The 11,591-nt window shown below is 69.5% G+C and carries 9 protein-coding genes; 3 read left to right on the forward strand and 6 right to left on the reverse strand.

What is annotated here, in order from left to right:
- Positions 1-11: 11 nt before the first annotated feature.
- The 4 genes from NOO62_RS22670 to NOO62_RS22685 all read right to left on the reverse strand — a co-directional run bounded on the left by NOO62_RS22670 (position 12) and on the right by NOO62_RS22685 (position 4,110).
- Positions 12-2,564 carry an NACHT domain-containing protein gene (locus tag NOO62_RS22670; RefSeq protein WP_268772728.1) on the reverse strand — a complete coding sequence of 851 codons (2,553 nt, stop codon included), beginning with the start codon at positions 2,562-2,564 and terminating at the stop codon, positions 12-14.
- Positions 2,565-2,683: 119 nt separating this feature from the next.
- Positions 2,684-2,998 carry a DUF397 domain-containing protein gene (locus NOO62_RS39130; RefSeq protein WP_321170594.1) on the reverse strand — a complete coding sequence of 105 codons (315 nt, stop codon included), beginning with the start codon at positions 2,996-2,998 and terminating at the stop codon, positions 2,684-2,686.
- Positions 2,995-3,213, reverse strand: a complete 219-nt coding sequence (locus NOO62_RS22680) for a DUF397 domain-containing protein (RefSeq protein WP_268772729.1) — start codon at positions 3,211-3,213, stop codon at positions 2,995-2,997. The genes NOO62_RS39130 and NOO62_RS22680 overlap by 4 nt, the downstream gene beginning before the upstream one ends.
- A 9-nt stretch (positions 3,214-3,222) precedes the next feature.
- The gene (locus NOO62_RS22685) at positions 3,223-4,110 is read right to left on the reverse strand and encodes a helix-turn-helix domain-containing protein (RefSeq protein WP_268772730.1); all 888 of its coding nucleotides are present in this window, start codon (positions 4,108-4,110) and stop codon (positions 3,223-3,225) included.
- A 315-nt stretch (positions 4,111-4,425) separates the two neighbouring features.
- Here NOO62_RS22685 and NOO62_RS22690 point away from each other — a divergent pair, with 315 nt between their 5' ends.
- On the forward strand, positions 4,426-4,821 hold the full coding sequence (locus NOO62_RS22690) for an ATP-binding protein (protein ID WP_268772731.1): 396 nt from the start codon (positions 4,426-4,428) through the stop codon (positions 4,819-4,821).
- Here the strand turns inward: NOO62_RS22690 and NOO62_RS22695 are convergent.
- Entirely contained in the window at positions 4,811-7,972 is a 3,162-nt protein-coding gene (locus tag NOO62_RS22695) for an NACHT domain-containing protein (protein ID WP_268772732.1), read from the reverse strand. The two genes, NOO62_RS22690 and NOO62_RS22695, sit on opposite strands and share 11 nt — an antisense overlap.
- A gap of 523 nt (positions 7,973-8,495) precedes the next feature.
- On the opposite strand from NOO62_RS22695, the gene NOO62_RS22700 reads away from it, so the two are divergent.
- Positions 8,496-9,152, forward strand: coding sequence for a M23 family metallopeptidase (locus NOO62_RS22700; protein WP_268772733.1), 657 nt, complete (start codon positions 8,496-8,498; stop codon positions 9,150-9,152).
- 22 nt (positions 9,153-9,174) lie between these two features.
- On the opposite strand, the gene NOO62_RS22705 is transcribed toward NOO62_RS22700, so the two are convergent.
- The gene (locus NOO62_RS22705) at positions 9,175-9,768 is read right to left on the reverse strand and encodes a TetR/AcrR family transcriptional regulator (protein ID WP_268772734.1); all 594 of its coding nucleotides are present in this window, start codon (positions 9,766-9,768) and stop codon (positions 9,175-9,177) included.
- Between the two features lie 144 nt (positions 9,769-9,912).
- Between NOO62_RS22705 and NOO62_RS22710 the strand changes: the two genes are divergently transcribed.
- A complete protein-coding gene (locus NOO62_RS22710; protein ID WP_268772735.1) occupies positions 9,913-11,556 on the forward strand; it encodes an MDR family MFS transporter in 1,644 nt (547 codons plus the stop codon).
- Positions 11,557-11,591: the final 35 nt, after the last annotated feature.

Here is an 11,591-nt window from a genome sequence, read left to right on the forward strand (position 1 = left end):
CAAAGGATAGGTCAAGTGCCTTGCGCCGGGCGGGCGTTGAGGCGTACGCCGGACGGGAGCTGCCGGGCGGTGTCCGCGTCCACCTCCGTGCCCACGTCCACGTCGGTGAGGCGCGGGAAGGCCGAGAGCCAGGCGAGCCCCTCGACGGGGTGGGGTGCGTCCAGCGAGAGCCGGGTGAGCTGCTCGGGCACGATGAGTTCCACGAGGTCCTCCACGCGGTAGGCGCCGATGACCTTGATGTTCGGCCAGCCTCCGATGGAGCGCAGGGCGCGGAGGTCCGCGGCGCCGTGCACGGGAACCAAGGGCCGTCGGGACAGGTGGGCGAGGATCTCCGACACGTAGGGCTCGCGGTCGAAGATCGTCCAGGACGCGGTGAGGACCAGCTGGACGTGGCGGTCGGGATGGTCGCGGAAGCGTGTCAGGAAGTGCAGCGCCGGGTCACTGCCGATCTTGGCGGCCACCAAGGGCACCAGGTGGGCGAGCTCGCCCTCGACGTCGTCGGGTCCGGGCAGCAGGTGGAGCACCAGATCGCCGCCCGCCTCCGCCAGGGCGTACGCCTCGCGCTCCGTTCGCGGCGGAATCAGCGACCGTACCCCCTCCTCCACACCCTGCCGCACGACCGGCGCCAGCTCCGCCGCGTACGCTGCCCCCGCCGCCGCGAGCAGCTTCCCCCGCGCCGTGCCGCCCGCCACCAGCCGCTGAAGCATCCGTTCCGCCTCCTTGGGCCGCGCGTGGGCGACCGCCAGCAGGATGACGTCCTCCCACTCGGTGCGGTCCGCGTTGTTCAGGAGCAGGTCGAAGTCCAGCTCCTGTACGGCGAGACGGGCGCCCAGGTAGTCCTGGAAGGTGCGGTGCAGGAAGTCCACGCGCCCGACGGCCGGCTCCCGCAGCAGGCCCGAGCGCAGGAGGAGCCAGTGGTACACCTCCTCGCCGCTGCCGTCGATGTTCATCGCGGGCGCGGCACCCCCGAGGATGCTCACGGCATCCGTTTCGTCCATCTCCGAGCGGCTGTTGCGGATCAGCCACCAGGCGAGCTTCTGGAGGAGCTGCACCTGGGTGGCGAACGGCAGCCGTATGACCATGACGTCCCGCTCGACGTCCCTGCGCTCAAGCAGCATCGTCAGAGCGGCCTCGTACAGGGACTTCCTGTCCTGCGGCAGGAAGCCGCGCCGCTCGCGGTGGAGCGCGCAGAGCATGCCGCACATCAGCGGGTTGGTGGCGAGTCGGTTCAGTTCGGAGGCGGCCCGCACGGTCTCCAGGAGAGCGGTCCCGATGCCGTCGTCCGCGCCCGCAGCACGGTGCCAGCGCCGCACGAACGTCTCGACGTCGTCGCGGGTCATCGGCGACAGCGTGAGCTCGGCGAAGCCGGTGGTGTCCAGCCAGCGGTCCGGGACGGCGGAGGGGCGGGTCGTGACGAGCCAGAGGTTGCCGGGGAAGGTACGCGTCAGGTCGCGCAGCCAGCGCTTGGCGGACTCGCGCCGGTCCTCGGAGATCTCGTCGAGCCCGTCGACGAGGAGCACGCCGCGCCCCGCCCGCAGCACGCGGTTCACCCACCCGGGCGGCTCCTCCCCGGCGACGAGGCACCCGACGGCGGTCAGGAAGTCGTACGGCGCGGGGAGTTCGGTGCCCGGCCGTACGATCCGCCGCATCGGCAGCACGAACGGCACCCGCCCGATGAGGTGGGTCAGCCCGTGCTCGTACGTCCGGTCGGCCGCCGTCACGGCGAGCCACTGGACCAGCGTCGTCTTGCCGGACCCGGCGACTCCGCGCAGCAGCACGTGGTCGTGCTGGGCGAGGACCTGCTCGGCGGCGACCTGGGCCGCGCCCTCGCCCAGGCGGTCCCTGGTCGCCTCCAGGCTGAGGTAGGCCGTGTCGAGGGGCCACTCGCTGGTGCCCGCGTAGACGTCGAGGCCGTAGATGGTGAGGGTGCCGTGGTGCGAGGTGATGTACGACGCGTACCGCGCCTCGAACGCGGCGTCCTCTGCTGACTGCGACGGCAGCCGATCGAGGAGTACGTCGACGGCCTTGACGAGCTGCGCGAGCTGGCGGCTCTGTTGCGTCTGCTGGCGGGCGATGTACGTCGACCGCTGCGTGAAGAAGTTCAGGATGTGCAGCGACGCGGTGTGCAGCAGCCGGTCGAGGAACAGCTCGGCGTCGCTGCTGAACGTGAACGTCGCGACGGTCACGGCCGACTGCGAGCGGAGGGTCCGCGCGAACTCGTCGGGGCCGAGCGCGACGGCTTCGTAGTCCTCGATGGTGAGGGTGCCGAGGGCGGCGAGGGAGAGGGCGAGGGCGGTCCGCACCGCGACGGCTTCCCCGGCGTCCACGGGGGCCTCGCCGGGTCCGGCCGCTCGCAGCGCCCTGCGGACGAGCTCGTCCGCGATCTTCTCGACGTCCTTCGGGGTGACGTCCCGCTTCTCGCCCCTGAACGAGACGAGCCCGGAGATCCGTACCGGCTTGGTGACCAGCGCGGCGCCGGGCTGGTCCTTCACGAAGAGCTTCTTCACGAGGGGCGCGACCGCGCTGGACGCGAGTCGGGCGCCTAGGGCTCCGGGGTCGACCATGGGTCGAGGGTAGGGCAACGGCGGTTACACGTAGGGTAGTTAGGGCGTGCCGGGGCCGTCTCGGGTTGCCCCCTGCCGGGTGATGCGGCCCCACGCCGATTGTGCAACAGGCCGTTGCACTATCGGCGCCGGTGTGGGTGCGGGAAGCCGTGCCGGATGGCCGCGGGTGGCTCGGTGAATTGTCCAACAGGCTGTTGGACAAACTGCGTTGCAGCTCGCTGAGAGGGCTCCTGGCGGTCGATTCGCCCGGTGCGCCTTCCCTGCGAGTGTGTGTCTATGAGAGCGGCAAACGCTGCGGGATGGGTGGTGAGGGTTGTGTCGGGGGCGTCGCTCTCTTGGAGGTAGATGCGGCCGGTGGGGTGTGCGGCCACGTAGACGCAGTTGGCGCCTCCCCCCTCGCTGAACGTGGACTTCTGCCAGTTGAGAGTGCTCATTCTGGGGCTCCCTGGAGGGGGCGAGAAGTAGTCGTGCGGGTGGAGAGGGTTCGTATGAGAGCGGCGAACGCAGCGGGGTGGGTGGTGAGAGTTGTGGTGGGGGCGTCGCTCTCCCGAAGGTGGACTGTTTCGGCGTTGTGGCTCGCCGCGACGTAGAGGCAATTGACGCCTGCCCCGTCGCTGAAAGAAGACTTCTGCCAGACGAGTTCGTGCACGGCGCTTCCCTAATGCGTGTAGAGGACATGGTGAATCAGGCCCCATGAGTCCCGTTGCTCGTGGCTACCCGGTGGCCCCTCGGCCGTCACCGGCGAGAGGGCGTTTCGCCTGAGCGAGTCGAACGTGCTCTTGTAACGGGTGATGGATTCGGCGTCGCCCAGCAGGAGAGGAGCGGCCGGGTGATCCAACAGCACTGTTTCCAACCCCGCTACGTCTGAGTCAAGGATCAAAAGCGGCGTGCCGAACCAGGCGCGGGCGCCGGAGTCGAAGGGCAGGATCTGGATGGTCGTGCCAGGGCGCTGTGCGGCGCGTACGAGGTGAGCGAGTTGGCCCCGCATAACTTCTGGGCTACCCACAGTGATGCGCAGGGCAGCCTCGTGGATGACGGCGTGGAGCGCCGTGGTGTAGTCACCCGAGAGGACCTGTTGGCGGGCGCGGCGGAAGTCGACCAGTGCCTCGATCTCCGCGGGGGAGGCGCCCGGTCGCGAGCTGTAGAAGAGGGCCCTCATGTAGGCCTCGGTCTGGAGCAGACCCGGGATGAGGAGCGTTTCGTAGCTCTGGACGCCAGCAGCGCGCGACTCCAACTCGGCCAAGTCGAGGCTGTGTTGCGACAGGGACTTACGGAACTCCGTCCACCACCCCTTGCCGTCGCTCTCAGCCATCCTGGTCAGTGTGGCGATGTAGGGCTCAGATCTGACGTCATAGGCGTACAGGAGTGCGACAAGGCGGTCCGCCGAGACGGCCGTCCGGGCTGCCTCGATGTGACTGAGGTGGGCGGCACCCAGGCCGATCCGGCTACTGGCCGCATTGACCGACAGCCCTGCGGCTTCGCGAAGTTTGCGGAGCTCAGAGCCGAGCCGTCTCTGCCGTTCGGTGATGTGTGTGCGCAGGGCCATGCGGGTTCTCCCGGTGGTTGGCCCACAGTTTGCCGCTATTGATCGGGCAAGGTCCAGCAATCCGCGCAAGACGGTTGCAGATCTGAGCCGGTATTCGCTACCTTGAGTGTGGCGACGCTCACACACTGTTGTCGGAAGCCTCGCTGTCGACGCATTCCCCCCACCCTGCCCGCCCACAGAAGCGCACCGCCCGATCCAACACCCCGTGCCGGACGGGGGATTGTTCGCGAGGAGCGGTAGGCCACTGCGGTCGGGCCACGTGGGGCCGGTCATTCACCAGTCGAACCAGCGACCCCAACGCCATGGAGGCGTCTCATGGGCGTACCCCCGCATGACCTCACGTCGGACACCTACACCCTGTTCACCCCCGGCAACGCCCACTCCGCCAAGATCTGCCGCGACTTCGTACAGCGCACCCTGGAAACCCTCGGCCTCGGCCACCTCGGGGACACCGCCGCTCTCTGCACCTCCGAGCTGGTGACCAACGTGCACCAGCACACGAAGAGCGACGTCCACCTGAGAGCCGCCGTCGCCACCACCCACGTACGCATCGCCGTGTACGACGGCGGCGACCAACTGCCCGCTCCCCGCAGGCCCGATGCGGAAGAGGAAGGCGGGCGGGGGCTCTTCCTCGTGACCGCACTGTCCGACGTGTGCGGGGTGACGCCCGCGAGTACGGGCAAAGGAGTGTGGTTTCAGCTCAATCGGTGAGTGGGCCGTAGACGTGTACGTCGATGTGGGCGGGCAAGGTGTCCAGGCCGGTGGCCACGGCGTGGACCGTCAGCTCCGTCAGGCTCGGATGGCAGGCCAGCGCGGAGACGTCGATGGGGGCGTGCTGGTCCCGGCTGCTGACCGGGCGATTGTATACGTAGAGGTGCCTGAGCCCCGGCGCGACCGTGCCGAGCCGGGAGGTCATGGCTGCCCAGGACGCGTCCGGAGAGAGCTGTAGGAGTGCCAGGCCGGGCAGGGCAAGTCCCGGCGGGACGGCCGTGAAGGCGTGCGACGGCAGGTGTAGCACGGTCAGGCCGGGAAGCGCCGCGAGCACCTCCCAGTCCGCGGCGGACAGCGGATCGTCGTCGCCGAAGGCCACTCGCTCCAGCGTCGGCCACCGGGTCGCGAGGTGCAGATCGGTCAGGGAGTCCCGGGAGTCCACGAGGTTGAGGAACGTCAAGGGCGCCTCGGCGGGGAACGGCGAAAGACTCCACGGCTCCTGCATGCCGACGAGGCTGAGTCCGTCGAGGTGGCCGAGGGCGTTCAGTGCCTCGGCCGTCAGCAAGGTCGGCGGGAACCTGTTGAGCATCAGGAAGGTGGGCTCGCAGGCCGCGATGAAGCGGGAGGCCACGGCGGGGGTGACGCCCGGCCTGATGTCCAGCTTCCGAGGGCGCAGGCCCAGCCGTTCGAGCTCGACGATCTGATCGTCGGTGCGGAGAGTGAAGTGGATGTCCTCGGCGTCGTCGAACCGGGCGATGATCTGGTCGGCATACGCACGGCAGTCGTACCGGTACCACCCCCACATCAACTGGCTGCGGACCCCGAGACCCCGGTGCCGGGCGAACCGGGCGAGGAAGGGGATCGCCGCGTCCGAGTCCACGCGCGTCGCGGTGATGGCCACCAGCACGGCCTCGTCGTCGGACAGGCCGTCCGGTCCGGGCAGCAGGTCGAGCACCATCGCGCCGACCTTCGCCAGTGTCTGCGCGCTCGCCACGTCGTGCGGAGGAATCAGCGCCGACGTCCGCCGCTCCACCTCGGCCCGCACCGTCGGCGCCAGCTCCGCCGCGTGTTCCAGGCAGGCCGCGGCCAGGAGATGGACACGCTTGCGGGCCCCCTCCTCCGGAAGCCCGTCCCCGTACGAAAGCAAGTCACCCAGCAGTTCGGCCCGTTCGCGCGGCCGCGCCTGCGCCACGGCCATGCGGATGACGTCCTCCCACTGGTCGTCCGCCGCGTGCCGGGCGAGTACGCCGAAGTCGCCCTCGTCGACCGCCGCCCGCGCCCCCAGGAAGTCCTGGAAGGTGCGGTGGACGAAGTCGACGGTGCCCGGACCCGGCTCGCGCAGGAGGCCGCTGCGGTGCAGGAAGTGGGTGTAGACCGCGTGGGCGTCGCCGAGCGGCGCCAGTTCCGGGACCGCGGGGAGAGCGTCCGCGATGATGGACTCGGCGCGCGAACGGTCCATCACCGTACGGCCGTTGCGGATCAGCCAGTACGCGAGGCGTTGCAGGAGCTGGAGCTGTGGCTCCTCCCGCAACTCCGGGACCGTCATGTGGCGTTCACGGTCCCGGCGGACCAGGAGCATGGAGAGGGCAGCCGTGTAGAGGTCCTTGCGGCCCATCGGCAGGAAACCGCGCCGGTCGCGGTGGAGGGCGCAGATCAGGCCGCACATGAGCGGGTTGGTGGCGAGGAGGCCGAGGTCCGGCTTGGAGCGCACGGCTGCGAGGAGCTGACTCTCGTACGCGACGAGTTCGGCGTCCTCCTCCGGGACCCCCGTGGCCGCTGCGGTGTGCCAGCGCTCGATGAACGCCGTCACTTCGTCCTGCCCCATCGCGGAGAGCGTCAGCTCGGTGAACCCCTCCTCGGTGAGCCAGTCCTCGCGTACGGCCGACGGGCGGGACGTCACCAGCCAGCGGTTGCCCGGGAACGCGTCGATGAGGTCGCTCAGCCAGGCCCGGGTGCGGTCGCGCTCGGCGTCCGGGATCTCGTCGATGCCGTCGATCAGGACGAGGGCGCGCCCGGCCGTCAGAACGCGCGCTTCCCACCCCTGGGGCTGGGTGCCCGCGAGCGGACAGCCGACGGCGGCCAGGAAGTCGGCGGGGGCGGGCAGGCGCTCGCCGTGGCGGGTGAGGGTGCGCAGGGGGAGTACGTAGGGGACGTGGTCGGTCAGATAGGCCATGGACGGATGCGTCGCGGACGGGTCCGGTCCCGCCACGTCCCGGCGCGTCGCGCTCACCGCGAGCCACTGCGCCAACGTGGTCTTGCCCGAGCCCGCCTCACCCCGCAGGAGGACCCGGTCATGGGTAGCGAGGGCCTGGTCCGCCGGGAGTGGCGGCGCGTGCTCGGTGATCTCCACCATCTCCACGCGATGCTCCGCTTCGAAAGGGCGGTCGTCCCCTCCGACGAAGCGGTACTCCTCTTCAGTCAGGTGGCGAAACCTCCGCACATGCCCGGGCCCCACCGCCTCCAGCGACATATACGCCGCGTCCAGCGGCCACCTCCCCGGCGAGCCCGTCAGATCGATGCCGAAGATCGTCAGCTTGGAGTGCTTCTTCGCCACGTACGCGAGGTAGCGCCGCTCGAAGGTGACGTCCTGCGACCCGGCGGTCGGCCTGCGGGCGATCAGCTCGTCGACCTTCGCGATCAGCTCGTCCTGGCCCCGGCTCTGCGCGACCAGCGTCGCCGCGACGAACGTGGAGCGTTGCGTGAAGAACTGGAGGATGTGCAGGCACGCCCACTCGGTGACCGAGTCGAGGTAGAGGGCGGCGTCGGCGGAGAGGCCGGCCGCCGACGCGCCGCCGATCAGGGTGCGGGCCAGCTCACGGTGGCCGAGCCGGACCGCCTGCACGTCGTCCATGTCGAGGTCGCCGAGCGAGAGGAGCGCCCGGGCCAGGGCGTCGGTGACCGCTTCGGCCTCGTCCGGCGGGAAGGTGCGCTCGCCGGGGGAGGCGAGGGAGGCCGCCACGAGCCGCTCCGCGAGGCGGCGCACGTCCCGGCGGCCCAGCGTGCGCTGCTCACCCCTGAACGACACCAGGGACGAGAGCCTGACCGGCTTCTCCACCAGGCCCGCGCCGGGGCCCTCCCGTACGAACAGCCGCTTGACCAGGGAGGCGACTGCACTCGACGCCAGGCGGGTGCCGATGACCGCGGGATCCATGGGCGTGAGCGTAGTGCGGGTCACATTCGCGGCGGGGTGGATCTCGGGGGCCGGTGACATGCCGCACAGGCGATTTGAGTGGTACTAGGCGGAATAGTGGATATGGCGGGTCCCCTGCCCGGGACCTTCGGCCCGCAACCTCCGGGACCTTGGACGCGTCCGGGCCCCGCAGGCGGGGCTCTGGTGTAGGTGGGGGTGCGGAGCGGCTCCGACGTGCGGGTAAACGCAGCGAGCCGGACGAAGCTCCGTTACCGGACTGCGGGGAAATTGTCCGGATTTGGGGGTGTCAAGCGGTCTAAATCCCTGCGCCTCGCTACGGCTTTGGGTAGTAGATGGGCGTTTTGGGTCCCGGGCGGGGTGGGGGTTACCAAGGGATGGCCGACCCGGCGAAGCGTGGTCAGCGGGCGATCCGCCCGCCCCGCCTGCCGGGTCCGTTCATGCCCCCCTCGGTCGTACGCGTCAGGCGTCGCCGCAGTCGTCACGCAGTCGTCATCGCAGTCGTCACACCCCGGAGGACATCCCCATGTCGAAGCGCACCCAGTCCCACCGTCCCGGCCCGTCGTTCTTCCGTACCCGCGTGGCCTTCATCGCCGCGGGCATCGGAGTGTCGACGGCCCTCGGCGCGGGGGTCTCGGTCGCCGCCGGTGACACGAAGAGCGGTGGCGCGCTGCCCGGCGTCGCCTCGAACTCCGTCCAGAAGCAGGCCGCCGCCCAGGCGAAGAAGGCCGCCGACGTCAAGAAGGCCGCCGCCGCGAAGGCTGCCGCATGGGTCGACCCGGTCAAGAACTACACGCTCTCCGCGACCTTCGGCCTCGGCGGCACCATGTGGTCCCACAAGCACTCCGGCCAGGACTTCGCCGTGCCGGTCGGCACCTCGGTCGGGGCCGTGCACGGCGGCACCGTCGTCAAGGCCGGGCCGAACGGCGCCGGTGACGGCCCCGCGTACGGCAACGCCGTCGTGATCAAGCACGACAACGGCACGTACTCCCAGTACGCGCACCTCTCGCAGGTCGACGTCCGGGTGGGCCAGGCCGTGGGCACCGGCCAGCGCATCGCCCTCTCCGGCAACACCGGCAACTCCAGTGGTCCGCACCTGCACTTCGAGATCCGTACGGCCCCGAACTACGGCACGGCCGTGGACCCGGTCAAGTTCCTCGCGTCGGTGGGCGTGAAGGTCTGACGACCCACGTCCCCACAACCGCTCAGGCGCCCGTGTGCGCCCGTGTCACCAGATCGATGGCGACCTCCAGGATGGCCTTGCGCTTCTCCTCGGGGTCGCCTTCGACGTCCTTGAGCACGAACATCCCGCCGTGCATGGTGAACAGTGCGCTGAAGCAGCGCACCTGGTCGGACATCGGCGCCTGCGGGTCCTTGAGGATCTCGTAGATCCCGAGCATGCGGTCCTTGAAGCTCTCGCCGGTCTTCAGGTCGCGCACCGTCGCCTGGTTCTCCTGCATGAAGCGGAAGAGCGGCGCCGCTTGGATGAGGATCTCGCTGTACCGGGTGAGGGTCTGCTGCTTGGTCTCGAGGGAGACCGGCCGCGGCTGCTCGTGACCCCAGGCGATCAGCTCGTCGATGGGCCTCGTGAGGTCATCGAAGATGCTGGTCAGGATGTCTTCCTTGGTCTTGAAGTGGTAGTAGAGCGCCGCCTTCGTGACATCGAGGCGCTCGGAGATCTCGCGCAGCGACGTCTTCTCGTACCCCTGCTCGGCGAAGAGCTCGAGGGCCACGTCCTGGATCCGCTGGCGCGTGTTCCCGCGGCGCTGCTGCTTGCTCGTGCCTGTGCCCGTGCCCATCGGGGTGCTCCTCGGCTCCACTGAACTTCGATAAAACTTACTTGACGACCGGCTAGTTACGGGTCTACCTTCCCCAGTGTAATCAACTAGCCGGGCGGCAAGTAAGTATCGGGGAGCCCGGCATCGTACGGGGAGTGGGGAAACATGCCGGAGAAACCGACCGAGGCGGTCCTGCGGAAGGCGGAGCCGCAGCCGCGCAGCGTGCGCGTCGTGCTGATGGCCCTGATGATCACGATGCTGCTCGCGATGCTCGACAACATGATCGTGGGCCCCGCGATGCCGACGATCGTCGGCGACCTCGGCGGCATGGAACACCTGGCGTGGGTCGTGACCGCCTACACGCTCGCGACCGCCGCCTCCACCCCCATCTGGGGCAAGCTCGGCGACATGTACGGCCGGAAGGGCTCCTTCCTCACCGCCATCGTCATCTTCCTCGTCGGCTCCGCGCTGAGCGGCATGGCGCAGAGCATGGGCCAGCTCATCGGCTTCCGGGCCATCCAGGGACTCGGCGCGGGCGGCCTGATGGTCGGCGTCATGGCGATCATCGGTGATCTGGTGCCGCCGCGGGAGCGCGGCAAGTACATGGGCATGATGACCGGCGTCATGGCGGTCGCGATGATCGGCGGACCGCTGGTCGGTGGCTCCATCACCGACCACTTCGGCTGGCGCTGGGCCTTCTACATCAACCTGCCGCTGGGCGCCGTCGCCCTCGCCATGGTGACCTCCGTCCTGCACCTGCCCAAGAAGAAGGCGCAGGGACGCATCGACTACCTCGGCGCGGCCCTGCTCACCGTGGGCATCAGCGCGCTCGTGCTCGTCACCACGTGGGGCGGTTCCGAGTACGCCTGGGGCTCGGCCGTGATCATGGAGCTCATCGGCATCGGCGTCGCCTCGCTCGTCGGCTTCCTCTTCGTACAGAAGAAGGCCGCCGAACCGATTCTGCCGCTACACATCTTCCGCAACCTCAACTTCTCGCTGATGGCCGTGATCGGCTTCATCACCGGCTTCGTGATGTTCGGCGCGATGCTGTTCCTGCCGCTCTTCCAGCAGTCGGTGCAGGGCGCGTCCGCGACCAACTCCGGTCTGCTTCTCCTGCCGATGCTGCTCTCGATGATGGCGGTCTCGATGGTCGCGGGCCGCGTCACCACCTCGACCGGCAAGTACCGGCTCTTCCCGATCGCGGGCACCATCCTGATGGTCACCGGCTTCTACCTGCTTGCCCAGATGGACACCGGCACCTCCCGCCTCACCTCCGGCCTGTACATGGCGGTGCTCGGCGCCGGCATGGGCTTCCTGATGCAGATCACGATGCTGGTCGCGCAGAACAGCGTCGAGATGAAGGACATGGGCGTCGCCTCGTCCTCGGCCACGCTCTTCCGTACGCTCGGCTCCTCGTTCGGCGTCGCGATCATGGGCGCGCTCTTCAACAACCGCGTCCACGACGTGATGGCGGAGCGCGCGGGGGCATCGGGCGGCAAGGTCACGGAGACGACCGCGCAGCTGGACGCCGACCATCTGAAGCTGCTGCCCGCGGCCATCAGGGACGCCTACCAGCACGCGGTGTCCGCCGGTACGCACTCCGCCTTCCTGCTCGGCGCGGGCATCAGCGTCGTCGCCCTGATCGCGGCGTTCTTCGTGAAGGAGGTCCCGCTGCGCGGCTCGGGCCCCGCGGACAAGGCCGCCGGAGACGCGGACAAGCCTGCCGGGAACGCGGACAAGCCTGCCGGGAACGCGGACGGGGACTCCGCGCGGGCGGCCGGACAGACGACGGTCGCGGAGCCGGTCTGATCCCACCCCCGCCCCGACGGACGACGGCCCCCGAC

The sequence above is a fragment of the Streptomyces sp. Je 1-369 genome, assembly GCF_026810505.1.
GTDB lineage: Bacteria > Actinomycetota > Actinomycetes > Streptomycetales > Streptomycetaceae > Streptomyces.

Bases quoted from the DNA above. Each gene is read 5' to 3' on its own strand.
- NOO62_RS22695 (WP_268772732.1), bottom strand. From the start codon at position 7,972: ATGGATCCCGCGGTCATCGGCACCCGCCTGGCGTCGAGTGCAGTCGCC.
- NOO62_RS22700 (WP_268772733.1), top strand. From the start codon at position 8,496: ATGTCGAAGCGCACCCAGTCCCACCGTCCCGGCCCGTCGTTCTTCCGT.
- NOO62_RS22690 (WP_268772731.1), top strand. From the start codon at position 4,426: ATGGGCGTACCCCCGCATGACCTCACGTCGGACACCTACACCCTGTTC.
- NOO62_RS22705 (WP_268772734.1), bottom strand. From the start codon at position 9,768: ATGGGCACGGGCACAGGCACGAGCAAGCAGCAGCGCCGCGGGAACACG.
- NOO62_RS22710 (WP_268772735.1), top strand. From the start codon at position 9,913: ATGCCGGAGAAACCGACCGAGGCGGTCCTGCGGAAGGCGGAGCCGCAG.
- NOO62_RS22685 (WP_268772730.1), bottom strand. From the start codon at position 4,110: ATGGCCCTGCGCACACACATCACCGAACGGCAGAGACGGCTCGGCTCT.
- NOO62_RS22670 (WP_268772728.1), bottom strand. From the start codon at position 2,564: ATGGTCGACCCCGGAGCCCTAGGCGCCCGACTCGCGTCCAGCGCGGTC.
- NOO62_RS39130 (WP_321170594.1), bottom strand. From the start codon at position 2,998: ATGAGCACTCTCAACTGGCAGAAGTCCACGTTCAGCGAGGGGGGAGGC.